27 protein-coding genes are annotated in these 24,336 nt (G+C 68.1%); 19 read left to right on the forward strand and 8 right to left on the reverse strand.

The features are described 5' to 3' along the window. Positions 1–112: 112 nt before the first annotated feature. The gene (locus NA8_RS24155) at positions 113–1,030 is read right to left on the reverse strand and encodes a universal stress protein (protein WP_245663976.1); all 918 of its coding nucleotides are present in this window, start codon (positions 1,028–1,030) and stop codon (positions 113–115) included. Positions 1,031–1,331: 301 nt separating this feature from the next. Between NA8_RS24155 and NA8_RS24160 the strand changes: the two genes are divergently transcribed. Further along, the gene (locus tag NA8_RS24160) at positions 1,332–2,198 is read left to right on the forward strand and encodes a universal stress protein (RefSeq protein ID WP_063052646.1); all 867 of its coding nucleotides are present in this window, start codon (positions 1,332–1,334) and stop codon (positions 2,196–2,198) included. Between the two features lie 144 nt (positions 2,199–2,342). Here the strand turns inward: NA8_RS24160 and NA8_RS24165 are convergent, their stop codons facing one another. Next, on the reverse strand, positions 2,343–3,383 hold the full coding sequence (locus NA8_RS24165) for a fatty acid desaturase family protein (protein WP_245663977.1): 1,041 nt from the start codon (positions 3,381–3,383) through the stop codon (positions 2,343–2,345). Between the two features lie 250 nt (positions 3,384–3,633). On the opposite strand from NA8_RS24165, the gene NA8_RS24170 reads away from it, so the two are divergent. The 7 genes from NA8_RS24170 to lipB all read left to right on the forward strand — a co-directional run bounded on the left by NA8_RS24170 (position 3,634) and on the right by lipB (position 9,239). Next, entirely contained in the window at positions 3,634–4,389 is a 756-nt protein-coding gene (locus NA8_RS24170; RefSeq protein WP_157106886.1) for a ZIP family metal transporter, read from the forward strand. A gap of 85 nt (positions 4,390–4,474) precedes the next feature. After that, positions 4,475–5,185, forward strand: coding sequence for an SDR family NAD(P)-dependent oxidoreductase (locus NA8_RS24175; RefSeq protein WP_063052714.1), 711 nt, complete (start codon positions 4,475–4,477; stop codon positions 5,183–5,185). After that, positions 5,182–5,529: a hypothetical protein gene (locus tag NA8_RS34015; RefSeq protein WP_157106887.1), complete on the forward strand. Its 348-nt coding sequence runs from the start codon at positions 5,182–5,184 to the stop codon at positions 5,527–5,529. The genes NA8_RS24175 and NA8_RS34015 overlap by 4 nt, the downstream gene beginning before the upstream one ends. Before the next feature lie 20 nt (positions 5,530–5,549). Beyond that, on the forward strand, positions 5,550–6,008 hold the full coding sequence (locus tag NA8_RS34020) for a hypothetical protein (RefSeq protein WP_157106888.1): 459 nt from the start codon (positions 5,550–5,552) through the stop codon (positions 6,006–6,008). 130 nt (positions 6,009–6,138) lie between these two features. Next, positions 6,139–7,545, forward strand: coding sequence for an MFS transporter (locus NA8_RS24185; RefSeq protein ID WP_245663978.1), 1,407 nt, complete (start codon positions 6,139–6,141; stop codon positions 7,543–7,545). A 9-nt stretch (positions 7,546–7,554) separates the two neighbouring features. After that, positions 7,555–8,520: a sigma-70 family RNA polymerase sigma factor gene (locus tag NA8_RS24190; protein WP_063052648.1), complete on the forward strand. Its 966-nt coding sequence runs from the start codon at positions 7,555–7,557 to the stop codon at positions 8,518–8,520. 83 nt (positions 8,521–8,603) lie between these two features. Then, positions 8,604–9,239: a lipoyl(octanoyl) transferase LipB gene (gene lipB / locus NA8_RS24195; RefSeq protein WP_063052649.1), complete on the forward strand. Its 636-nt coding sequence runs from the start codon at positions 8,604–8,606 to the stop codon at positions 9,237–9,239. Here lipB and NA8_RS35300 read toward each other — a convergent pair. Then, the gene (locus NA8_RS35300) at positions 9,187–9,828 is read right to left on the reverse strand and encodes an oxygenase MpaB family protein (protein WP_063052650.1); all 642 of its coding nucleotides are present in this window, start codon (positions 9,826–9,828) and stop codon (positions 9,187–9,189) included. The genes lipB and NA8_RS35300 overlap by 53 nt on opposite strands. A 651-nt stretch (positions 9,829–10,479) precedes the next feature. On the opposite strand from NA8_RS35300, the gene NA8_RS24205 reads away from it, so the two are divergent. Both NA8_RS24205 and NA8_RS24210 read left to right on the forward strand, forming a co-directional pair. Beyond that, a complete protein-coding gene (locus tag NA8_RS24205) occupies positions 10,480–11,415 on the forward strand; it encodes a DUF5996 family protein (RefSeq protein WP_063052651.1) in 936 nt (311 codons plus the stop codon). Between the two features lie 413 nt (positions 11,416–11,828). Continuing rightward, complete coding sequence (locus tag NA8_RS24210) at positions 11,829–12,071, forward strand: hypothetical protein (protein ID WP_157106889.1); 243 nt, start codon at positions 11,829–11,831, stop codon at positions 12,069–12,071. 74 nt (positions 12,072–12,145) lie between these two features. Here the strand turns inward: NA8_RS24210 and NA8_RS24215 are convergent, their stop codons facing one another. Next, entirely contained in the window at positions 12,146–12,697 is a 552-nt protein-coding gene (locus tag NA8_RS24215; protein ID WP_063052653.1) for a dihydrofolate reductase family protein, read from the reverse strand. 546 nt (positions 12,698–13,243) lie between these two features. Beyond that, positions 13,244–13,531, reverse strand: coding sequence for a hypothetical protein (locus NA8_RS24220; protein WP_063052654.1), 288 nt, complete (start codon positions 13,529–13,531; stop codon positions 13,244–13,246). Between the two features lie 377 nt (positions 13,532–13,908). On the opposite strand from NA8_RS24220, the gene NA8_RS34025 reads away from it, so the two are divergent. The 3 genes from NA8_RS34025 to NA8_RS24230 all read left to right on the forward strand — a co-directional run bounded on the left by NA8_RS34025 (position 13,909) and on the right by NA8_RS24230 (position 15,749). Continuing rightward, complete coding sequence (locus tag NA8_RS34025; RefSeq protein ID WP_157106890.1) at positions 13,909–14,064, forward strand: hypothetical protein; 156 nt, start codon at positions 13,909–13,911, stop codon at positions 14,062–14,064. Between the two features lie 427 nt (positions 14,065–14,491). Then, complete coding sequence (locus NA8_RS24225; protein WP_063052655.1) at positions 14,492–15,319, forward strand: SAM-dependent methyltransferase; 828 nt, start codon at positions 14,492–14,494, stop codon at positions 15,317–15,319. A 76-nt stretch (positions 15,320–15,395) separates the two neighbouring features. Then, a complete protein-coding gene (locus tag NA8_RS24230) occupies positions 15,396–15,749 on the forward strand; it encodes a hypothetical protein (protein ID WP_063052717.1) in 354 nt (117 codons plus the stop codon). Here NA8_RS24230 and curA read toward each other — a convergent pair whose 3' ends face one another. Together curA and NA8_RS24240 are read right to left on the reverse strand one after the other, a co-directional pair. Beyond that, positions 15,750–16,766 (reverse strand): NADPH-dependent curcumin/dihydrocurcumin reductase, encoded by a 1,017-nt coding sequence (gene curA / locus NA8_RS24235; protein ID WP_063052656.1) that lies wholly within the window; start codon positions 16,764–16,766, stop codon positions 15,750–15,752. Between the two features lie 59 nt (positions 16,767–16,825). Continuing rightward, positions 16,826–17,599 carry an SDR family NAD(P)-dependent oxidoreductase gene (locus NA8_RS24240; protein WP_063052657.1) on the reverse strand — a complete coding sequence of 258 codons (774 nt, stop codon included), beginning with the start codon at positions 17,597–17,599 and terminating at the stop codon, positions 16,826–16,828. 66 nt (positions 17,600–17,665) lie between these two features. Between NA8_RS24240 and NA8_RS24245 the strand changes: the two genes are divergently transcribed. The 4 genes from NA8_RS24245 to NA8_RS34030 all read left to right on the forward strand — a co-directional run bounded on the left by NA8_RS24245 (position 17,666) and on the right by NA8_RS34030 (position 20,540). Next, positions 17,666–18,256 carry a TetR/AcrR family transcriptional regulator gene (locus tag NA8_RS24245; RefSeq protein ID WP_063052658.1) on the forward strand — a complete coding sequence of 197 codons (591 nt, stop codon included), beginning with the start codon at positions 17,666–17,668 and terminating at the stop codon, positions 18,254–18,256. Between the two features lie 69 nt (positions 18,257–18,325). Continuing rightward, positions 18,326–19,132: an LLM class flavin-dependent oxidoreductase gene (locus tag NA8_RS24250; protein ID WP_063052718.1), complete on the forward strand. Its 807-nt coding sequence runs from the start codon at positions 18,326–18,328 to the stop codon at positions 19,130–19,132. 310 nt (positions 19,133–19,442) lie between these two features. Further along, positions 19,443–20,192, forward strand: a complete 750-nt coding sequence (locus tag NA8_RS24255; RefSeq protein ID WP_369690268.1) for an LGFP repeat-containing protein — start codon at positions 19,443–19,445, stop codon at positions 20,190–20,192. A 210-nt stretch (positions 20,193–20,402) separates the two neighbouring features. After that, positions 20,403–20,540 carry a hypothetical protein gene (locus NA8_RS34030; RefSeq protein WP_157106891.1) on the forward strand — a complete coding sequence of 46 codons (138 nt, stop codon included), beginning with the start codon at positions 20,403–20,405 and terminating at the stop codon, positions 20,538–20,540. Between the two features lie 557 nt (positions 20,541–21,097). Here the strand turns inward: NA8_RS34030 and NA8_RS24260 are convergent. Continuing rightward, positions 21,098–21,994 (reverse strand): Sco1979 family transcriptional regulator, encoded by an 897-nt coding sequence (locus NA8_RS24260; RefSeq protein ID WP_063052659.1) that lies wholly within the window; start codon positions 21,992–21,994, stop codon positions 21,098–21,100. Positions 21,995–22,249: 255 nt separating this feature from the next. Here NA8_RS24260 and NA8_RS24265 point away from each other — a divergent pair, with 255 nt between their 5' ends. After that, positions 22,250–23,083 (forward strand): SAM-dependent methyltransferase, encoded by an 834-nt coding sequence (locus NA8_RS24265; RefSeq protein WP_063052660.1) that lies wholly within the window; start codon positions 22,250–22,252, stop codon positions 23,081–23,083. Positions 23,084–23,401: 318 nt separating this feature from the next. Beyond that, complete coding sequence (locus NA8_RS24270) at positions 23,402–24,325, forward strand: SAM-dependent methyltransferase (RefSeq protein WP_084467056.1); 924 nt, start codon at positions 23,402–23,404, stop codon at positions 24,323–24,325. Positions 24,326–24,336 lie beyond the last annotated feature (11 nt).

Consider the following 24,336-nt stretch of genomic DNA (forward strand, 5'->3'; position numbering starts at 1 on the left):
TGGGCGCGAATGCGGCTGATGGTCCACAGGATTCGGGCCGAAAGACCTCGAGTGACGAGGCCGTGGACAGGACGCGACTGCGCACCCCGCCCGAACGTCGATCGCATCTACCTCACCGCGAACGGACGACGATCATCGGCACCTCCACCGAGTGCAGCAACGCGTTGCTGGTCGACCCCAGCACGGTGCTCACGAATCCGCCTCGACCGCGCGTACCCACGATCAACAATTGCGCATCTGCTGACTGCTCCAGCAGGGACCGCACCGGCCGATCCGCGGTGACGACGCGCCGCACGGTGACATCCGGATAGCGCTCCCCCCAGCCCACCAGGCTCTCGGCCAAGACGGCCTCCGCCGACTCGCGGGCAGCGTCCCACCCCCGGGCAGGCATGTCCGTACCGCTGGTGTCGCTCCATGCGTGCAGCGCGACCAAGTCGACCTTCCGCCGCGATGCCTCCTCGAATGCGAGTTCGACGGCGGGCACGCTGTTGCCGGTGCCGTCGACGCCGACGAGCACCGGTTGGCGGGCCGACACCGCGTCGATCGCGGAGATGCCATGGATCACCGCGACCGGGCAGTGCGCGTGATGGGTGGTCGCGATACTCACCGAACCGAGCAGGCCACGCTGGAACGCCCCGCGTCCACGGCTGCCGACCACCAGCATCCGCGCCTGCGCGGACCGTTCGATGAGCAGCGGGATGGCCAGTTCGAAGCTCACTTCGGTGGTGATCGGGAGCTCCTCGCCGGGCGCGGCTGTCCGCGCCACCCGTGCGGCCTCGGTGAGGATGCGGTCGCCGTCCCTGCGCAGCCACTCCAGGTCGGCCTCCCCCAGCGAGATGCCCGGCCCGAAACCGGTGGGTATGGCCATGGAGGTGATGATGTGCAGCGCGCGACGGTGCAGCGCCGCTTCGGCGGCCGCCCAGGCCACCGCTTGATACGAACTGGCCGATCCGTCCACCGCCGCCAGGATCGGAGAGTTCGATTGTGTTGCGCGCGAGATCTTGTCGGTGACCATGCCGTCTTCGACCATGCCGTCTTCCTTTCCACTCCGCGTGTACCGCGGCCACTTCGAGCATCGAGCCTCGGGCGGGTCATCGGCAGAGACGAAGGTCCTTCCCCGGAGGGGGCCTCGGACCCTGGATCACGGTTCTCGTGGTGGGTCGGCAGCGCCGGATACCGCTGCTCCTCTCCGGCCGGGTCCCACTGCCGAAGGACCTTCGCATCCGGGACCAACGCCAGGCGTGGGCGGCCTCTCCGATCCCTACTCTTCGAATACACAACATGCCCACTGCCCGGTCACGGCCGCCAACCAGGTTCAGAAAGCGAAAGTCATGTCTGCCGACCTCGAGAATCCCCCCGTCCTCGTCGGCGTCGACGGGTCGGAGTCCGCGCTCGCCGCCGTACGCTTCGCAGCGGCCGCCGCGGCCCACCGCCACGCACCGCTGCACATCATCGACTCGATTCCCGCGCCGGCCGATTTCGGACCCGGCGTCGCACTGGAGCAGATCGACTACGACAGCTACCGCGCGCAAGCAACCACGGCACTCGAGGCCGCGCGGGAAGCCGCCGCGACAGCGGCCGCCCCGATCGACGCAATCGACATCACCACGGAATTGGCCGAAGCACCGCCGATCCCGGTTTTACGCGACCGATCCAAGAACGCGCGGCTGCTCGTGGTCGGCACCCATGGGCTGGGCGTCTTCAGCCGCAGCATTCTCGGTTCGGTGAGCACCGCGCTGGCCAGGCACGCCGCATGCCCGGTCGCCGTGGTACCCGTCGATGTCGAGCATGCGGACGGGCCGGTGGTAGTGGGCGTGGACGGCTCGCCGTGCAGTGTGCGCGCCGTCGAGATCGCCTTCGACGAAGCCGCCCACCGTGGCGCCGAGCTGGTCGCGGTCCACACCTGGTCGGAGTTCTTCCGCTACGACTCGCGCGCCGAGATGCAGCAGGAGGCGGAGGAATTGCTGGCCGAGAGCCTGGCCGGGTACGGCGAGCAATATCCGGAGGTGCCGGTGCGACGAGTGGTAGTCGAAGACCGCCCCGCCAGGCGACTGCTCGAAGTGGGCGCGAACGCGCGGCTGATCGTCGTAGGCAGCCACGGGCGCGGCGGTTTCGCCGGAATGACCCTCGGTTCGGTAAGTCAGGCGGTGCTGCACGGGGCTACGGTGCCCGTGATCATCGCCAGGTCGCAGAGCTGACCGACGCGTTCCACGCGACCGGGTCATCCCGCGGAGGCAGGAGTCGGCGACGTGCCCTGATCAGAGCTGATCTTCACGCCGTCGCCGCTGGAGCGCACGGTCACTCGGCGTAGCCGCGGCGAAAACGTCGGTGCGGCGCGGGGTTCACCCGACCCGATCGGTTTCCGAGTGCTCGATCGGACCAACAGTGGTGAGCGGCCGAGCGCGACCGACGCTGTGCAGGTGGCGCAGCGCGTGAAGGTAGGAATTCAGAAGGCTGGTCTGGCAATAGGGCAGCCCGAGTTCGGCACAGAAGTCCGTGACCAGCGGCTGGGCTCGGCGCAGGTTGGGCCGGGGCATGGACGGGAACAGGTGATGCTCGATCTGATAGTTCAGGCCACCCAGAGCCGTATCGATGAGCAGGCTGCCGCGGACGTTGCGGGAGGTGAGCACTTGACGTCGCAGAAAGTCCTTCGAGTCGTCGGCCGTCAGCACTTCCATCCCTTTGTGGTTGGGCGCGAAGGTGCAGCCCATGTACAGCCCGAACAGGCCCTGCTGCACGAGGATGAAAACCACGGCCTTGGCTGGGGACAGGACCAGGAAAACCGCGCAGAGGTACCCGGCGGCGTGCGCGGCGAGCAACAGTCCCTCCCAGGCGCGGTGCGGGATCTCCCAGCGCAGCACCGCACGGGCACTCGCGTAGTGCAGGCTCCAGCCCTCCAGCAGCAGCATCGGAAAGAACAGCCAGGCCTGGTTCCGGAAAATCAGCCGCCGCAAGCCCCGGCCCGCGCGTGCTCGATCGCGGGAATGCGCCAGCACACCCATGACGTCGGGGTCGGCGCCCTCGGTGTTCGGGTGCGCGTGGTGCCGGTTGTGATTGCTGGTCCACCAGCCGATGCTCACCCCGATACCGAGGTTGCCGAACAGCACGCCGTACAGGTAGTCGGCGCGCCGGGTGCCGAAGATCTGCCGGTGTCCGGCATCGTGGCCCAGGAAGGCGATCTGGGCGAACACCGCGGCTAGGAACGCGGCGACGCCCAGCTGCCACCAGGAGTCGCCGACCACCACGAATACCGTCCACCCGGCCGCGAAGGACACGGCGGTGAGCGCACTCTTCCAGACGTAATAGCGCCGCCGCCGTCCCAGCAGTCCTGCGCCCCGCACCCGGCGCAGCAACACCGCGTACTCGCTGCCGCGCGCAGACACAGCACCTTCCATCACCACGGGCCGCCTACCGTCCTGCTCTCGTCGTTGTCCGCCGGACCTCATCCGCCCATTGGTGTTCGATCGCAAGTCAAGCACAGAACAGCTCGACCTCTCGGGAGAACAGGATGCCGCGCTCACAGGCGCACCGGCGGCGCCTCGTTTCCGACCTCGGCAGTGCGGGTAGCTCGGACAGGAAGTCAGCGATGATCCGCGCTGGTTTCCGCGGTTCGAGCAGTGAGGAGGCGGTCGGGTGGCAGGGTTGTGGGCTGCGGGCGGGTGGGGGTTGCTGGCCGGATCCGCGCTGTTGATAGGGGCTTTGGTGGGATTCTTGGCGCGGGTCCCGAGGAAGATCGTGGCGAGCGTGATGGGGTTCGGCAGCGGGGTGTTGCTGTCGGCGGTGTCGTTCGAGTTGATCACCGACGCGCACGAACGTGCCGGGTTGCCGCCGACCGCCGTCGGCGCGGTGGCCGGTGCGGTGATCTATACCCTGGCCAACCTCGCTCTGGCCCGCCGCGGCGCTCGCCACCGCAAGCGTTCGGGAGACCAGCAACCCAGCGAGGCCGAACAGTCCGGCTCCGGCACGGCCATCGCCTTGGGCGCGCTACTGGACGGTGTGCCCGAGTCCATCGTTATCGGGACCACCTTGCTCGGCGGCAAGGCCGTCAGCGCCGTCACCGTGGCCGCGGTGTTCATCAGCAACATTCCCGAAGGCCTGTCCAGCGCGGCCGGTATGCGCCGCGCCCACCGGCACCCGCGCTACGTGTTCGGCTTGTGGGGCGGGATAGCGGTGATCAGCGGTGTGTCCGCCATGGCGGGTTACGGACTGCTCGGTGACGCCGCACCCGCCATGCTTGCGGCGATCACCGCCCTGGCCGCGGGCGCGATCCTGGCCATGATCACCGACACCATGATCCCGGAGGCGTTCGAGGACGCTCATCTGTGGGTCGGGTTGATCACGGTGGCGGGTTTCCTCACCGCCTTCGCGCTGTCCCAGCTCGACCGATAAGGGCTGGGTCATCGGTTCGAGGTCGCCATGCGACTCGGCGTGCGGCTTGACTTCGAGCGCACTCCAGCTCTTAACGTCGGTGATCATGACGACAACACTGATCACCGGCGCGAACAAGGGGCTCGGTTTCGAGTCCGCCCGCAGACTTCTCGCCGCGGGCCACACCGTCTACCTCGGCAGCCGCGACGCCGAGCGCGGGCGCCGGGCCGCCGAGCAGTTGGGCGCGTGCCCGGTGCGTCTCGACGTCACCGACGACGCGTCCGTGGCGGCCGCCGTCGCGACCATCGAAGCAGGCGGCGGCCTGGACGTGCTGGTCAACAACGCCGGCATCGCACCGGAATGGGGCGCCACCGATACCGTCACCGGCGCGGCGGACCTCACCGCCGAACTGATGCGGCAGACATTCGAGACGAACGTCTTCGGCACGGTGCGCGTGCTGCACGCGTTCCTGCCGCTGTTGCGGCGTTCCACGGCCCCGGTCGTGGTCAATGTCAGCAGCGGCCTGGCCTCGCTGAGCAGGGTTACCACCCCGGGCACCCCGGCGTATGCCTACCCGGGCATCGCCTATCCGGCGTCGAAAACCGCGGTCAACGTCATCACCGTGCAGTACGCGAAGGCGTTTCCGGAAATGCGGATCAACGCGGTGGAGCCCGGATTCACCAAGACCGACCTGAACCGCGGTACCGGCCACCAGACCGTGGAGCGCGGCGCGGAGATCATCGTGCGAATGGCGCAGGTGGGTCCCGACGGGCCCACCGGGGGTTACTTCGACGCCGAAGGCACCCTTCCGTGGTGATCGGATCGGTCACCGAAGCCTGGTCGTTCCGCATCGGCCGGCCGTTCAGGCGTGCAGCCCTCTCCGGACGGCGCGGCATAGGCGCGGCGCGGCCGCTGCTTTGTCGACAAGCTGTGATCGGCATCGGCGATGGCGAAGACCTTGATCACCGGGAGGCGAGCGCCGCCGCTCCCAGCGGATTCGGCCAAACGCTGATCTTGCATGAGTCATGCATACCCATGCCCGCAGAGGTCACCGAGAGAAGTTCTGAGAACGATCAGGATTCGAGAAGCGCTGGTCATCGAACCGGAATTACCGTCATCGGCACGGAGGTCCGTCCGGTACATCGCCGGGACGCGGGTTGATCGCAGACAGAGGAGGACACATGACTTGGAACGAGCGGGTTCGACGGGCACACCGGTGGCTTGCCATCGTCTTCACGGTGACGATCGTGGTCACCGTCGTCGTCTTGGCGCTGAAGGGTCCGGTCTGGGTGTCCTATGTGCCGCTGGCACCACTCGCCTTGCTGCTCTTGTCCGGTCTCGGCATCTTCGTGTCGTGGTATGCCGCTACCCGACGAAGCCGAGCAGCGAGCATCCCGCAGGCCGGGGCTGCCCGCGCTGCCGCACCACGGGTCCGGCGACTGCACCGTGGCTCGGGCATCGTCTTCGTCGCGACCGTCCTCGCCACCTTCGTCGCGTTGGCCCAGGAGCAGCCGGTCATCTGGGTGTCCTACCTGCCGCTGCTCCCGCTCGCCCTGCTCCTGTTCTCCGGTCTGTACATGCTGGTAGAGCCTTTTTCCGTCAGGCGGCGCGGCGCTCGACGAGCAGCGCAGCCGGGCTGAGGGCCAGTCGTGCCGACAGCTCGTCCGGCACGCGAACCATCGAAATCTCGGCGAATTTCCGCGCCCGCGATGAATCGCGGCCGTGGCGCCGGTAGGTACTGGCGAACCTATCGGAGGAGGACTTTCGCCCATGAACATGACCACGAGACAGCGCTGGGTACTCGCGCTGACATCGGTGGCCGCTCTGCTGATCTCGCTGGACGCGCTGGTCGTCACCACCGCGCTGCACGCGATCCAGCTCGACCTGCGCGCCTCGATCGCCGAACTGGAGTGGACCGTCAACGCCTACACCCTGAGCTTCGCGGTGTTGTTGATGGCGGGTGCGGCGCTGGGCGAGCGATACGGACGGCGCCGCGTGCTGGTCGCCGGGGTGCTGCTGTTCTCGGCGGCGTCGGCCGCGTGCGCGCTGGCGCCGAGCCTGGGCTGGCTGATCGCCGCCCGAGCGGTGCAGGGCGTGGGATCGGCGGCCGTCATGCCGGTGGGCATGGCACTGTTGTCGGCTGCCTTCCCGCCCGAACAGCGCACCCGCGCGCTCGGGCTGTTCGCGGCGGTGACCGGACTGGCCACGCTCGGCGGTCCCCTGGTCGGCGGCGCGGTGGTGGAGGGTGCGACTTGGCAGTGGATCTTCTGGCTGAACCTGCCGATCGCCGCACTGCTCGTGCCGCTGATGCTGACCCGGCTCCCCGAGAGCCGAGGCGAGGCACGCGGACTGGACTACCCGGGCATCGGGCTGGCCGGCGCCGCCGCGCTGGGATCGGTGTGGGCTCTGCTGCGCGGCAACGAATCAGGCTGGGGCAGTGCGGAAGTCCTCGCGGCATTCGTGCTCGGGGCGGCCGCGCTGGTCGCGTTCGTGCGCTGGGAGCGGCGGGCCGCCGCCCCACTGATCCCGATGCGGCTGTTCGCCGCGCGCGGCTTCTCGATCGGCAACGCGGTGGGGTTCCTGCTGTTCGGTTCCATCTTCAGCGGAGCGTTCTTCTTCGCGCAGTTCCTGCAGACGGTCCAGCACCACGGTCCGCTCGGCGCTGGGGTGCGGCTGGCGCCGTGGACGATCACATTGTTCCTCGTCGCCCCGGTAGCGGGCAGGCAGGTCAACCGCTTCGGTGAACGACCGCTCGTGGTCGCGGGACTGCTCATGCAGGCCGCGGGCTACGGCTGCCTCGCGATCCTGGCCGGGCCGCAGTTGTCCTACCCGGCCATGATCGCGCCCTTCGTGCTCAGCGGCGTCGGCGTCTCGATGGCCATTCCCGCGGCACAGAGCGCCGTGTTGCGTTCGGTGCCGCTGTCGGCGGTGGGCGCGGCGTCGGGCACGTTCAACACCTTGCGTCAACTCGGGGGCGCGTTCGGAATCGCGGTACCCGCAGCGGTTTTCGCGTCGTTCGGCGGTCTCGGATCCGCGGGCGCCTTCAGCACCGGGTTCGCCGCCGCCATCGGCACGGCGGCGCTGCTGGCGCTGACCGGCGCCTCGCTCGGCCTGTTGCTACCGGCCGGCGCGCCCGTCGCCGCGCCTACCGACGCACAGCCGGTCGCGGCTCGGTAGGTTGCGACGATGACCATCGGCGCCGATTTCGCGGCCGAGACCATGACCTACCGGCCGGAGCTGCTCGCACACTGCTACCGCATGCTCGGGTCCGTCCACGACGCCGAGGACCTGGTGCAGGAAACCCTGCTGCGGGCCTGGCGGGCCGCCGACCGGTTCGACGAGCGGCGTGCTTCGCTGCGCACGTGGCTGTACCGCATCGCCACCAACGCCTGCCTGACCGCGCTCGAACAGCGCGGCAGGCGGGCCTTGCCCACCGACCTGAACGGACCGGCCGCGACCGTCCAGCCCCGGCCGGTCCGGCATCCCGAAATCTCTTGGCTGGAACCGATTCCCGACGCCGTGCTCGGCAACTCGGCCGATGACCCGGCGACCGTGGTGGCCGCGCGCAGCGGCATCCGCCTCGCCTTCATCGCCGCGCTGCAATATCTGCCCGCCCGCCAGCGCGCGGTGCTCCTCCTGCGCGACGTGCTCGCCTGGTCCGCGGCGGAGGTCGCCGATCTGCTCGGCACCTCCCCGGCCGCGGTCAACAGCGCGCTGCAACGCGCCCGCGCCCAGCTCGACAAGGCCGCCCCCATGATCGATCGGATGTCCGAGTCCCTGAGCCCCGGTGAGCGCGCGATGATCGACCGCTACGTCACCGCCTTCGGCAACGGTGACATGAACGAACTCAGCAAGCTCCTGCGCGACGACGTGGTGCTCGAGATGCCGCCCGCCCTGGTCTGGTTCGCCGGCCGCGCCCACGTGGTCGCCTTCTACGCACACAGGGCGGACCAGGACAGCGACACCTGGCGGGCCGTGCCGACCGCCGCCAACACCCAGCCCGCCGTCGCCTACTACCTGCGCGACGCGGACGGGACCCACCGCGCGCACTCCATCCACGTTCTCACCACGACCGAGACCGCCATCGAACGCATCACCGTCTTCCTCGGCGAGGAGTTGTTCCGGCCCTTCGGTCTGCCGCCGACACTTTGACGGAGGTTGCGGCGCGGGGCCGCCGAGATGGACATCGGAAGGTGGCGCATTCCCCCCGTACGGGAGAGCGTTATCGTCGGAGCATGCGATCCAGGCCGCTGACGTTGATCCAGGACGACCTCGTCGACTACGACATGGCCATGGAGCGCATGGGTCAACTGGTCGACCAACGCCACAGTGGCGCGCTGCCGGACACTTTGTGGCTGCTGAGCCACCCGCCGGTCTACACCATCGGGCGCAGAACGCCGCAGGACCACCTGCCCGACCCGGCCCATGACATCCCGGTCGTGCAGACCACGCGCGGAGGCCAGCTCACTTATCACGGCCCCGGCCAGCTGGTCGGCTATCTCATCGTCCGGCTCGATCCCGGTGAAGGAGTGGTCGATTACATCCGCGAGGTCGAGTTCCGCCTGATCGAGGCGCTCGGCCGGCTGGGCATTGCCGCGGAACGCCGCGATACCCCGCCCGGCTCCGAGCTGCTCACGGGGGTGTGGACCAGGAACACCGGCCGCAAGATCGTCTCCATCGGCATGCGCCAGAGCCGCGGGATCACCAGTCACGGCTTCGCGCTCAACGTGAACGGCGACCTCGAACCCTGGCACTGGGCGGTTGCCTGCGGGCTCCCCGACGTCGACATGACCTCCGTGGCGCGCGAATCCGGCACGGTCACCATGGAACAAGTGCGCCCGATCGTCGCCACCGCGTTCGAGGCGAACTGAACCTCGGTGGCGAAAGCGTCTTCTTCTCGTCCGGACTCAGGGGACGGTCGAAGGTCTCGATGGCCGTGAAGCGGGTGTCGACACAGGTGGCGTGCTGGAAGAAGAACAACTCGGGGGTCAGGCCGCTGTAGCGTTTGCCCGGGCTGTCGACCCCGTGCACCACCCCGTGCCCGTACAGGATCGCCGGATGCGGATCGCGCAGCGTGTAGGCGAAGTAGATCATCCGCGACACCGTCCGCTTCTCGAGCGCCCACGAACTGCTCGGCGCGTGCGCGACGATGGCCGCCGCGACGGACGGGTGCAGGATCTGCAACCCGACCGCGCGCGGCAAGGTCAGGGCGAAGCGGCGGTCGCCGAGATAGCGGCCGAGAAGGGAATCGCGTTCCAGCGGAGCGGATTTCACACCCCCCGCCTCGCGCGTTCGACGAGCGGGGCCAGCCAGAGGAGGCCACCGGTTGGCGGTGCCCGCTATCCGCACGGCCGCGGGCACGAGGATGGTGCGAACCAAGGCGGCGTCGAGGACGACGGCCAGGGCCACCCCGAGGGTGCGCATGATCGACACCTCCCTGGTGGCGATGCCGGCGAACACGACGGCCAGGAGGAGGGCGGCGGCGGTGACGACCCCATCCTATGCGTTACCGGACGTATCCCAAACCTCGGCGTTCGTGGTGCTGTCACGCCACAGAATCCGCGCGCCGATTCGCGCCTTTCGCCTGCGGCGGGAAGAATGCCCGCAATTGCGAAATCAATTGTCCGCCTTAGAATAACGTGCCCTATGGAGCGGACGGGACGACTGGAGAAATAGCGGTGGTACTGCTGTGGGTGGCGATCGTCGCCATCGTCGTAATTCTTCTCGGCGGTGCGGCCGCGGCTATGGTGTGGGATCCGAATTCCCGCCGGCGAGCCCGGGCAACCGGTAGAAGGGCCGCGCTGCCATTGGCGAGCATGCCATCACCGCACGACAGTTGGCCCCGCCGACCTTGAGGCGCACCCGTCGCTTGCGGAGCCGCTCCTCGCTCTGAGTCATCGAGCTCAGACGCCACAGCCGAAATGTTGCCAGACAGTTGCCGATCGCAGCGCATGTCGGGCTTCCCGGTGCCTTACCAGCAAGTACGGTGACGATCGAATGCGCTGCGCTGCGCCTTCATGGGCGTCCGCGCACGGCACTGGCACCGAGAATCCCGAAGAAGACGGAGGTGGGGCAGTGACAGGCACGGAGACCACCCCTGGGCCGTGGCCGATGTTGCGCGTCGACGACTGGACGCCCACGCGCGAGACGCTGCACATGTGGACGCAGATCGTCGGCAAGATCAGGCTCTCGTACGCTCCTTTGGTCAACCACTGGTGGCAGGTCACCTTCTACCTCAGCCCGAGGGGGCTGACCACCTCCGCCGTGCCGCACCCGAGCGGGTGTTTCGATATCGAATTCGACTTCCTCGATCATCGGCTGCACATCCGGTCCAGCGACGGCCGAACCCGGCAGATCGCGCTCGAACCGAAGCCGGTAGCGACCTTCTACAGCGAAATCGTCACCGCGCTGGGCGAACTCGGCATTCCGGTACGGATCCAAGCCAAGCCCAACGAGGTCGAGCCCGCCATCCCGTTCGTCGAGGACTACGAGCATCGCTCCTACGACGCCGCTGCCGCCACCTTGTTCTGGCGGCAATTGCTCGCCGCCGATCGCGTCATGCACCAGTTCCGCTCCCGCTTCATCGGCAAGGTGAGCCCGGTGCACTTCTTCTGGGGCGCGATGGATCTGGCGTGCACCAGATTCTCCGGCCGAGCCGCTCCGCGACATCCGGGTGGCGCTCCCAACTGCGGCGACTGGGTGATGGTCGAGGGCTACTCGCACGAACTGAGCAGTTGCGGCTTCTGGCCGGGCGGCGGCGCGGAAGGCGCCTTCTACGCCTACGCGTACCCGGAGCCCGAGGGGTTCGCCGACTACCAGGTCGGTCCGCGAGAAGCCTTCTACAGCCAGGACTATCGCCAGTTCCTCCTGCCGTACGAGGCAGTGCGCACGGCCGACGCGCCGGAGCGGGCGCTGCTCGAGTTCCTCGACACGACCTACGCCGCCGCCGCCGACCTCGGCCATTGGGACCGCGCCGCCCTGGAGGCCGACCCGGAGCGCTGGCAGCACAAGCGCCGGACGCACGGCATGGACGGTTCACAATCGTGACCGGCCTGCCGCGCAAGTGAAGCGACGGGGACCGTCATACCCCACCGGTCGGCCAGGAGTGGCGCGCGTTCCGCACATCACCCTGCGTGTCGGTAACCTCTGCGGCTCGAACCCGGGGACATCGCGCCGCTCAATCGAGCACGGGACGAACATCCGTCGTATGTGCCCAGCTTCGGCGGTCCCGCGGCGGGCGCAGTAGCACCCGAAGACCTGATGAACGGCACGATGATCAGGTCAAGTCGTCTACCCTGCGGCCATCGCCCCTGGTCATCAGCAAAGCCCCACATCCCACCGGCAGCAAAGCTTCCCAATTTTGGGAAAAATGCCTCACTGGTGAATCACCGATCAATGTATCGTTATATGACGGCACGTTAATCGACGGGATGAATCTTATGCACAACACGAGCAAGCGCGTGACAGTGCGTCGAGTGGTGGCCTCGGCGCTGATCGGCGGGGCGGTCATCACGGCGGCGGCAGTCGCTTCGCCCGAACCTTCGGTGACCACCACAGCGGATCGGTATTCGCACAACCCGGCCGACAAGCGCGGTTCCGGGGTGGGCGAGCGCGCCCGCAGCAGCAACCACGGCGGATACCAGGGACGCAACGAGCGCCCGTGCCAGTACACCCCCGAGGGTTACTGCACCGGAGGGCGCTGACATCCGGCTCCGCTCGCCACACCGGCGGCGAGCAGGACCACCCGGGCGGCCCGGAAGGGCCGCCCTTCCGCGTTTCAGGCCTCGGCGGGGCCGTATCCGAGGTGGACGACGCCGTTGGCGTAGACCTCGTGCTCTTCGAGTGCCAGTTTGGTCGCGTCGACGCCGTCGCCCCACAGGCGCTTACCCTTGCCGAGCGCGATCGGATAGACGAACAGGTGCAGGTCGTCGACCAAGCCGTCCGCGAGCAGCGCCCGCACCAGTGTGCCGCTGCCGCTGACGTAGATGCTGCCGTCGACCTCGTTCTTGAGGTTGCGGATGACCTCCGGGTCATAGGCGCCGAGGCGGGTGCTGTTGGCCCATTCCACCCGCGGTTCCCGCGCGCCGACGACGTACTTCGTCGTGTCGTTGAAGAACGGCGCGCCCGGATCGTCGTCGACGGTGCGGGTCGACCAAGCGGGGGCGAACATCTCGAACGTGGTGCGGCCCAGCAGGATCGCCTTCGATGCCGAGGTGATCGCGCCGAGGGTCTCCCCCATCTTCGGGTCGAACCCGTACTCGAAAGTCCAAGACGGATCCTCGTATACCCCGTCGAGTGCGATGAACTCGTGAACTGCGATGGTGCCCATGGTGTTCCTTTTCTCCAGTGCGGCGGTCGTCGCCGCCTTACGGGTTTGTCTACGGTCGGGCCGTCACCGTCGGACGGACCCGGTTCGCGGTTGCTTTCTACCGCACGAACGGCGTCTCGGCTCGCGCCGCGCGCAAGGCGTGTGCCCCACCACCGCAGCTGGTCGAGTGCGGCGTCGGCAACCTCGTCCGGTGACAACCCCGACGATCGGGCGCGGTGGTCGTCTTATCCACACTCTTTCCGATCGCTGGGGCGGGCTCCAGGTCTCCGAATGGCTCGGCGGCCGGGTCGCACCCGCCGGCGACTCGACCTCCACCACCGACATACCCCCGAAGCGCTCGGCTTGGCGCGGGAGCTGTGGGGCAAGCTACCCATCTGGGCCGGCTGAGCTGATCGTCATGCAGCGCTTCGATTTCGGCCGGGCACGGGTGCTCGGCGTACAGACGTAGAGTCTCGCGGGCCGATCCTGCGAGCATCCTGCCGCCGAGACGCGAGCGCCGGCCCGACGATCGACGTCGGGCCGGCGCGTCACGAGTCCGGGCCCGCGTCAGCCGATGATCGAGTTCATGATCGTGCCCGCGCTGGTCGCCACCGCGCCCCCGGCCATCGCGCTGGCGACCATCTTCGGCGACTGGAGGCTGCCGCCGTTCCATTTCTCCCACGCGAACCGGCCGCCGCCGTAGGTGATCGCCGTGATCCCGGACAGCTGGACCAGCCAGGTGAAATAGCGGCCCATCTGCATCAGTTTGTCCGCAAGCGGCGGCTCTTCCGCGGTCGGATTTTCGAACTGCTGCGCCTGCGCGATCACGGTGTCGTGCAGCGCGGCCAGAATCATGCTCACGTTCGTGCTCCTTTTCGCATGCCGAGGTGATGCCGGAGACAGATTCGAGAGAAAGAGCTGCGCTACCGAGGATTCGGCGCGCCACAGGCACTGCGACGCTCACGGCCGCCGATCCGGCGGTCCCGTGTCGTGGTCGTGTCCTGTTTCCCGGTGGTTCGCCGGGAAACTCGTGACAAGATCGATTAGACCGTACAGCGCAGGTCTATTCCCGGCGACACACCGTTATCCCCATGATTCAACTCACAGCCTCCCGTCGTGCCGGACGACGCTGCGGCCTCTACGATTTCATTGAGTGCAGGGGCTGACATGATGTCGGTGCAGTGCGGCGCCGAACCTTCCGCTGAGATCACCGTGACCGCGGGGAGGGCACAATGCACACCGCTTTCTTGATTCCACTGCTCATCACGCTATTGATCGTCACCGCGACGGCCGTCGTCGCCGGTTACGCCACCGTTGTCGCAGCCTATTGGTTCGAGCTGCGCTCCACCGAAAGACACGGCGGGCGGCCGAGTATCTCGCCGCGCTGACATCTCCTCGGACACGATGAACGGGCCTTTTCCGACACCGGGCCCGCCGTTGCTCGGTCGCCACTCGCACGGCATACGCTTGCAACGACGAGGAAATCGACCCCGTTTCCGCGCCGTCGGCCCGCGTATCCTCGATCCTGCGGGCCGCTGCCGGTTCGCCCTCGGTCCGCGCGAGCCCACGACGCCGATGATCCCCGAACGCGTGGCGTTCTTCGTCGAGCTCGCAAGGTCACCGCACAAGAGACCTCGGCCAGGTTCGCGACCGCCGACCAGGTCCCCGGAAAATGGGACGATCCGGTCGAATAGCCGCCTGGCGCGGGTGCGCCAGCCTATTGTTGACGCGTAATCGATAGCGCGAGGTCGTCGTTCGGGAGGCGATAGCGGTGCCGCGCCGGGCACTGTCCGGCGTCGCCTGGGAAGGAGTCGCATGCCGAACGGTCACGCGCGGGTGCGCGCCGGGTCGTCGACCAAGCTCGATACCAGCCTCGCCCACGAGGCGCGCGTCTACGACTACTGGCTCGGCGGCAAGGACAACTACCCCGCCGATCGCGCCCTCGGCGACACGATCGCCATGCACATCCCGGCCATCCGCGACATGGCCCGCGCCAATCGCGCGTTCCTCGGCCGGGCGGTGCGCCATCTGGCCGGCGAGGCGGGGATCGATCAATTCCTCGACATCGGCGCCGGCCTGCCCACCGCGGGCAACACGCACGAGGTGGCCCAGCGGATCGATCCGGCCGCACGCGTGGTCTACGTCGACAACGACCCGCTCGTGCTCGCCCACGCCCGCGCCCTGATGGCGAGCACACCGCAGGGCAGGATCGATTTCCTCGAGGCCGACTTGCGCGATCCGCGCGCCGTCCTGGACGCGCCCGTCCTGGCCGACACCTTCGACCCGGACCGGCCCATCGCGATCTTGCTGGTCGCGATCATGATGTTCTTCCGCGACAGCGACGATCCGCACGGCGTAGTCGGCCGGCTGCTGGAGGCGGCGCCGTCCGGCAGCTATCTGGTGCTCACCCATTCCACCGGTGATTTCGACCAGCGGGCCATGGCGCGCGCGGCGGCCGCCGCCGAACAGGCCGGCATCTCGTTCCGTCCGCGCAGCCGCGAAGAGGTGGAATCCTTCTTCGCCGGAACGCAACTCGTCGAGCCGGGCATCGTTGCGGTCGACGCCTGGCGTCCGGACACGGATGCCGCTGCGGCCGGGGCACGGTCCGCCTGGTACTGGGCGGGCGTCGGGCGTAAACCCTGAGCGGAGTTTGAGCCGCCGCCGCGCGGCAATCACGTCGGAGGTAACCGGCGGCCGCCGGACGGGCGAGGTGGTGGACATGGTCGACGACGTCGAGAAGCGCTGGCACGATCCGCGCGGGTTCCGCCGCGCGGCGACCTACGTGGCCTCGGTGCTCGCCACCGCCACGCTGGTCTTCCTGCTGAGCCTGGCGTGGGCCGCCCAGCGCGAGTGCGCGGACGCGGACCGACTGTTGTGTGACAGCACCGCCCAGGTCGCCGTGGTACTCGGGCCCGCGGTGGTCCTGCTGATCGGCGGCATCGGCGCGTTCGTCGAAACCTACGTGCAGTGGCGCCACGGCCGGACCTGGCCCATCTGGCAGGGCGCGGGCTGGTTCCTGTTCATCCTGATGCTGATCTATCTCAGCATCGGCGGCGGCGCGGCGGCACGCTGATCAGTCGGCGACCCGCACGACCACCTTGCCGAAGTTGCGGCCCTCCAGCATCCCGATGAACGCCTCGGGAGCGGCGGCCAAGCCGGACACCACGTCCTCGAGGTAGCGCACACGCCCCTCGGCGACCCACTCACCCATCTCACGCAGGAAATCCGGGTACAGCTCGCGGACGAATTCGGTCTGGATGAATCCGCGCACGGTGAGGCTCTTGGTCAGGATGCGACCGTAGTAGGCGGGCAGCCGGTCCGGGCCGTCCGGAGCGCCTGCCGCGTTGTAGTTGGCGATCAGCCCGCAGACGGGCACGCGCGCGTAGGTGTTCAGCAGCGGATAGACCGCGTCGGCCACCGCACCACCGACGTTCTCGAAATACACGTCGATGCCGTCGGGGACCGCCGCCGCCAGCTGCTCGGCGAAATCGGGGGCGCGGTGATCGAGCGCGACGTCGAAGCCGAGTTCGTTCAGGTAGGCGACCTTGCGCGGGCCACCCGCGATGCCCACCGTGCGGGCGCCGCCGATCTTGGCGATCTGGCCGACGGCCGAGCCCACCGGCCCGGTGGCCGCGGCGACCACGAGCGTCTCACCCGGCTGCGGTTTGCCGATCTTGCGCAATCCCGCGTAGGCCGTGAATCCCGGCATGCCGAGCACGCCGAGGGCGGTCGAGACCGGAGCCTTCGCCGGGGCGAGCCTGCGGACACCGCGCGCGGGGGCGACATCGTGGCTCTGCCAGCCCGAATAGGCCAGCACCACATCGCCTTTCGCCACCGACGGGTCGCGCGATTCGAGTACTTCGGCCACGGTCGCGCCGACCATCACCGCGCCGATCCCCACAGGTTCGGCGTAAGACTCGGCCGAGCTCATCCGGCCGCGCATGTAGGGGTCGAGCGACAGGTACAGGGTGCGCAGCAGAACTTCACCCTCGGCCGGAGCGGGGAGCTGCGCGGTCTCTGTCCGGAAATTCTCCGGGGTGGGCGCACCCACGGGCCGGGAAGCAAGCACGATTCGCGTCGACTCGACCATCCGCCCACCCTAACCGCAAGCGCGGGCGCCCGGCGCCCGCGCTCGACCGTGTCCGGCGATCACCAGGACGGCGCTTTCGGCCCCAGGAACAAGCCGCCGTTCACTTCCAGCGTCTGCCCGGTGACCCAGCGCCCGTCATCGGAGGCGAAGAAGGCCACCGCGTCGGCAATGTCCGCGCCGCTGCCGACGCGCTCCAGCGCGGTCATGCCCGCGACGCCCGCGATCGCGCCGTCGTTGGTGTGCAGCCAGGAGTTCATGTCGGTGTCGGTAATGCCGGGCGAGACCGTGTTCACGGTGATCCCGCGCGGTCCGAGGGTGTTGGCCAGTGAGCGACTGAACACGTTGAGCGCGCCCTTGGTCATCCCGTAGACGACTTCAGGCGTGGCGAACCAGGTGACACCGGAGGAGATGTTGACGATGCGCCCGCCGTCGCGCAACAACGGCAACGCCCGCTGCACGATGAACAGCGGCGCCCGCACGTTGACCGCGAACAGCCGGTCGAAGTCCTCGGGCGTGGCCCGCTCGACGGTGGCCTCGTAGGCGATGATCGCGGCGTTGTTCACCAGGATGTCCAACGGCCGGTCGCCGAGCCCCGCGGTGAGTTCGCCGAACAGCTGGTCGATATCGCCGTCGACACCCAGTTCGGCCCGCACCGGGAACGCCCGGCCGCCCGCGCGCCGGATCGCCGACACCGTCTGCTCCGCCGCCTCCTCGTTGGTGCCGTAATGCACGGCCACCTCGACGCCGTCGGCGGCCAGCCGCTCGGCGACGGCCCGGCCTATCCCGCGCGAGGCGCCGGTCACCAGGGCGGTCTTTCCGTTCGGATCAGTCATGATGCACTCCCGCACTATAGTTAGGTAACGTTCCCTAACATCTTTGACAGCGGCTACTCTATTCCCGTGGAACCGAAACGTCGAGCCGCCGCGGAAACCAAGGAGCACATCCTGGTCGTCGCGCGGGAGTTGTTCTACGAACAAGGGATTCGGGCAACCGGCGTGGATCGCGTCGCGGCCGAGGCGAACGTCGCGCCGCCCACCCTGTACCGGCTGTTCGGTTCCAAGGACGATCTGGTCGCCGCGTACCTGGAGCGCGAGGACCGCCATTACCGCGAGTGGTTCACCACGGCGGCGAGCGGGGACGGCCCGCGCGAGCGCATTCTGGCCCTGTTCGAGGCCCTGGCCGAACAGGTGCGCCCCGAATCCTGTCGCGGCTGTCCGTTTCTCATCGCGCTCGGAGAATTCCCGGACCGCGACGTGCTCGGCCACAAACACGCCGTCGCGATGAAGAGCTGGGTGCGGGCTCAGTTCGGCACGCTGGTCGGCGAACTCGCGGCGACCGCGCCGGTCGCCGACCCGCAGGCGCTGGCCGATCAGCTGATGCTGGTGATGGAGGGCGTCTACGCCACGACACAGGCTTTCGGCGCGACCGGTCCGGCCGCCCGGTCCCGCGCCCTGGTCGAGGCACTGCTTCCGGCAGCAGCTTCGAGATGAGCGTCGGGGATATCGACTCGAGCGACCGGAACATTGGCGCGAGTGCCGCGGCTTCGTAGCGTCGTGACCATGACCTTGGAAATCGGCATCATCCTGCCCACCTCGACGCCCGATCCGGCGCGCCCCATCCTGGGCGACGTGCGCGCCGCCGCCCGTCTCGCCGAGCAGATCGGCCTGGACTCGGTGTGGTCCACCGATCATCTCGTGGCCAGCGCGCCGATCCTGGACAGCACCGTGGTACTGGCCACCGCCGCCGCCGTCACCGATCGTGTCCGCATCGGTTACGGCGTCCTGTTGCTCGCGTTGCGGCCGGTCGCGTGGGCCGCCAAGCAGATCGCCACACTGCAGTACGTCTCCGGCGACCGGTTGATCCTCGGCGTCGGCACCGGCAACCCGGCGCACGGGGATACCGGATGGCGGGCGGCGGGCTCGTCTTTCGCCGAGCGCGGCCGTCGCACGGACGAGGCGTTGCGTGTCCTGCCCGATCTGGTCGCCGGGCGGCCCGCGGTACTCCCCGATGGCACCGAGGCCACCTTGGCACCGGGTGCAACCATGCCGCCGGTGCTGGTCGCGGGTGACGGCGAACGGGCGCGACGGCGCGCCGCGGCATACGCCGAAGGCTGGATCGCCATCGGACTCGATCCGCGTCAGGTCGGCGCAAGCCTTGCCGAATTGACGACACTCGCAGAGGAATACGGCCGCCCACCGCTCGAAGTGACGATCGTGGCGCCCCCCTTGGCGACCGATCCCGGTCAGGCCGCCGAGCAACTGGCCGCCTACGCCGAGGCGGGCGCGGCGCGCGTCATCCTCGCCCCGTCCGTCGGCGAATGGCAGGTCGGCTACGAGTTCGCCGCGAAGATCAAGGCACAGCTCTGATCGCGACTCCCCTGGCCGGAAACCTTTTCGGGCTGGACACGCCGCCGGGTCAGAGGTGCGGGCACCCTGCCCCGGCGGCGCCGTATCCGAGAAGGCGCGACCGTGGGCACGGTAGCACCGCCAGTTTGTTCGGAGCCCCGGACGACTTGGATGGGCCGCTCACGGCAAACTGTCCGGCGGCACGACATCCGGCCATTCGACTACCTCGTATTCCTCCGTATCCGGACGCGGCGAGGTAATTTGATCTTCGCTACGCCGACCACAGCTTCAGCTCCATCCCGCACCCACCCGAGATGCACAGGAGTTCACTTTGGCACGGCACCGTCGCCCGAACCGCTCGATCACCCGCGGCGCTTTCGCCATCGCCGCCGCGCTCGGCACTCTGCTCACCGGCATCGGAACCGATGCGGCGGCACGCCCGATCGGCCCCTACGACGTCGGCGGGGCGATCGAGGTCGAATACGACGAGGCCGGTGGGCCCGCGTTCTTCGGCGACCCGGTCACACCCGACTCGCCCGCTGCACGCGGTGGCCGCTACCAGGCGTTCGAGCGCGGCTCCTCGATCTACTGGCACCCGGATACCGGAGCCCATCAAGTCGGCGGGGCGATCCGCGACAAATGGGGCAATCTCGGTTACGAGAACGGAGCGCTCGGCTATCCCGTGGCGCGGGAAGCGGCGACACCCTCGAAACCGGGCAGCTACAACGTCTTCCAGAACGGGTCCATCTACTGGTCGCTCGGCACCGCCGCGCATCAGATCGGTGGCGTGATCCGCGACAAATGGGGCTCCTACGGGTGGGAGAGCAGCCCGTTGGGGTTCCCCATCACCGACGAATCCCCCGCCCGCGCGGGCAACGGCCGCTACAACCTCTTCGGCGGCGGAGCCATCTATTCCTCCCCGCGCACCGGCACCCACGTCGTCTGGGGATCCATCCGTGAGGCCTGGGAGGCCGCGGCAGGCGAAGCCGGACGCTACGGCTATCCCACCAGCGACGAATACGACTTCGAGAACGGCAAAGCCCAGGACTTCGAGGGCGGCCGCATCACCTGGACGCCCTGACCGCACCGGCGAGCGCCGTAGAAGGAGTTGAGGACATGCTTGCTGGACGACTGTTCCCACATGCCGCCGACGGACAGCGGTTCCGCCTGGAGGAGGTGCCGGCGCCGACTCCAGGGCCCGGCCAGGTGTTGATCGAGGTCGATCTTCAGCTTCCGCCAGCAGCAGCTGCGTGGACACTACGGCTCCGAACCCGATCATGTGCTCGAACTTGTGCGCCTTCGTCGCGCCCATCTCATCGATTTCGCCAAGTCGGTGAGCGCCGTGCTCCCGCTGGCCGAAGCGGACAAAGCGGTTCACGCGTTGGCGAACAAGGAAGGCGATCCGATCCGGATTGTGCTGACACCGTGAACTTCCGGCAATCCGAATATCGGAGCGATTCGTAACGGCTCCGCCGGCGACCCCAACTCGCGTTGGGGCCGCCGTGGCCGAACCAGCCGCTGCCCGAGCCTATCCTCAGACCCCGACCTCGACAGGGATCCTGCCACATTACGGAGGCCGCGTCGCCTCGGTGATCTTCCATCGGTACGTACATGCGCGCGTGCATGTGCATTGGCGTTACCGGTCTCCAAATACTCGAAGATCGAGGTGAACGGACGCCGATCGATAACAGGTGAGCATCGGATGAAGTTCGGCGATGCCGAACCGTTATCCTCCGAGAATCTCATTTCGACGAGTTACCGCCGACGACAACAGAATTCACGCCTCCGGACGAGGATTCGATTCGGGTGCTCCACAATTCACCGCCACCCCCCGATTCGATCCGACCGCCCGGTTTTCAAACGGCAGGTATGGACCCGCCCCCGGAAGTGCGCAGTACCACCTGCGCGGAGAAGGACAATGCTCCGAGCAAACTCCCCGCGCAAGCCGCACGCGAGTACGGCCCGCTCGGCGCCGCCGATCGCGTCCTATTCGCCCGAGCGCATACCGCAGAGCAACTCGCGTAGGAAACCGACGCTCTCGGCCGGAGACAGCGCCTCCACGCTGATGCGGTTCATGACCGACATGTACAGCTCGACATCGCGCTGCTTGTCGAAATACAGCGAGCTGGTGAGCTGCTCGGTGTAGACGATGTCGGCCAGCTCGGGCTCCGGGAAACGAAGAATGCTGAACGGGCCACCCGCGGCGGAGTGCCCGCCCGCCGAGTACGGCAGTACTTGTATCCGGATGCTGGGGCGGTCGGCCATCGTGACCAGATGCTCGATCTGCTCGAGCAGCACCTCCACCCCGCCGACCGGCCTGTGCAGCGCGGCTTCGTCGATCACCGCCCAGAGCGTCGGGGCGTCCGCCCGGTAGAGGATCTGCTGGCGGCGCATGCGAATGGCGACGCGGCGTTCGGTCTCGTCGGTATTGCCCAGCTGGATCACCGCGCGCGCGTAATCGGCGGTCTGCAGCAGACCGGGCACGAATTGCGCCTCATAGGTGCGGATCGTGGTGGCGGCCTGTTCGAGCCCTATGTAGGTCTCGAACCACGCGGGAAGCAGATCGCTGTAGTGCTGCCACCAGCCCGGGTCGTTGGCCCGGCGAGCCAGTTCGAGATACGTTTCGCGTTCAGCGGGGTCGACAACGCCGTAGAGGCTCAGCAGGTCGCGCAGGTCACGTTCTTTGAAACCGGTCCGGCCCAGTTCCAGTCGGCTGATCTTGGCGTGCGACCCGCGGATGGCGTCGCCCGCGGCCTCCCTGGTGATTCCGCAGCCCTCGCGCAGCTGTCGCAACCGGCTGCCCAGCGCGATCCGGAGGACGGTCGGACCACGTTCTGCGGCAGGAAGATCCGCGTTGTCACCGGCGTCCTCGTCGTTGCTCATGCATGCCTCCGGCCGATCGGGGGTTAGACCGCGGGGCGTAGTGCCTCCACCATCACAGCAGTCTGAACGTCGGCTGCAAATCCTACTAGGCCGTTCCCGGGCGGCGGTCCAGGCGCGAGCGCGTGCCCGGAACGCCGGGGCGCAAACATGTATTCGCAAGAGTGCCAACGCAATATCTTGCCCACAATCCCGAGCGATCCCGCGGAGGTATGCGTAGAGTCGCCCCCGACGGTGGCCACGCGGAGGAGGAGCGCCATGACGTCGGCAGAGGGATCGACCCGCCTAGCGGGTGTGGACCCGGCGGTACCCAGCATCGCGCGCGTGTACGACTACGCCCTCGGCGGTACGGACTGGTACGAATCCGACCGGCAGGCCTACCGGCACTTGAAGCGGGCAGTGCCGCACCAGGACGACGTCGGCGCCGCGAATCGGCGCTGGCTCGAGCGGGTGGTCCGGTACGTCACCCAATCGGCGGGCATCGATCAGATCCTCGATCTGGGCAGCGGGCTGCCCACGCAGAAGAACACCCACGAGATCGCCCAGGAACTCGACGCCGCGGTCGCGGTGGTCTACGTGGACAACGACCCGGCCTGCGTCGCCCGGGGGCGGGAGGTACTCGAAGCCAACGAACGCACCCATTTCCTCGACCTGGACCTCACTCGGCCTGCGGATCTGTTCGACAGCCTCGCGGTCGACCGCTACCTCGACCTGTCCCGCCCGATGTTGCTGATGCAGTGCGGCACTTTGCACCACGTCGACGACGACCGGGACCCCGCCGGCATCATGCGGCGGTATATCGATCGTCTCGCACCGGGCTCCTACGTGATGATCAGCCACTTCTTCGATCCTGCCGACGAGAACGAGCATTTGCATGTCCTGGCCAGAAGGGCCGAGCGGGCCTTGCACGACGGGGGTCTGGGCACCGGCCGGTGGCGCACCCGCGCGCAGATCCAGGCGCTGTTCGACGGGCTGGAGATGGTTGCACCGGGATTGGTGGAGCTGCATCAATGGTGGCCCGGCGGCCCCGCGCTGCGCACGCCGTGGCCCGACGAACGGCTCATCCTCGGCGGCGTCGGCCGCAAAACCTGAACCCGTCCCCCACCACGGACCCCGATATGACAGCGAACGAGGCGCAGATCAACGAGCAGGACATCCAGGACGAGCCGACCGGCGTCCTCGGTGTCACCGGTATCGACCGCGCGACGACGAAAAAGGGCGTGAAACCCCAACGGTCACCACCGCGATCGGCCGATGAGTATCGACCGGTTCGTATGCTCGGTCGTGGTCGGCGAGACCGCCGTCGGTCCACGAAATCAGCACCCGCCGAACGCATCCGCACGCATTGCCCGCCGATTCGGCGGACTCTAGGCTGGTGAGCCAGGCGACGGAAACTACAGAGAGGTCTCCATGTCCGAGCACGCTCCCCGGACCGGTGTTCGCGCGCCGGTAGGCGTGGATACGACACGCGCGAGCATCGCCCGCGTCTACGACGCCACCCTCGGTGGCAAGGACAATTACGAAGTCGACCGCTACGTGCGCGACAAAGTCGCCGAAGTCGCGCCGCGGCAGAGCGATGTGGCCCGCATGAATCGCCGCTGGTTGCACCGCGTGGTGCGCTATCTGGCCGGGACCGTCGGCATCGACCAGTTCCTCGACATCGGCGCGGGGCTGCCGACCGTCGGCAATACCCATGAAATCGCCCAACAGCAGAATCCCACTGCGCGCGTGGTGTACGTCGACAACGACCCGGTGTGCAACATCCACGGCCGCGTCCTGCTCGAGCGCAACGAGTTCACGCATTTCGTGCCCGCGGATCTCACCGCGCCGAAGACCTTGCTGTCGCACTCCGACGTCACCCGGCACCTCGATCTCACCCGGCCGCTGGCGCTGATCCTGTGCGGCATCCTGCATCACGTCGACGACGACCTCGATCCGACCGGGATCATGCGTCAGTACATCGATGCGCTGCCCGCGGGCTCCTACGTCGCGATCACGCATTTCTACGATCCGGCCGACGGCGGCGAGGCGCACGAGATGGCCGTCGAGCTGCAGCGGCGTTTCACCGGAATGGGCTTGGGCTCCGGCTGGTACCGCACCCGCGAGCAGATCGCCTCGTACTTCGGCGATCTGGAACTGATCGAGCCCGGCCTGGTCGAACTCGACGACTGGTGGCCGATGGGCCCCGCGATACGCCCGCGGCTGACCGAGGAACGTCTGCTGCTGGGCGGCGTCGGCTACAAGTCCGGTTCGTCGAACGGCGTCGTGACCGCACTGCGCCGCCGCGCGACCGAGGACGACCTATCGGATGACGCCGCCGGACGACACGGCTGAAAGGTGACTGC

It is taken from the genome of Nocardia arthritidis NBRC 100137, assembly GCF_001612765.1.
Classification (GTDB): domain Bacteria; phylum Actinomycetota; class Actinomycetes; order Mycobacteriales; family Mycobacteriaceae; genus Nocardia; species Nocardia arthritidis.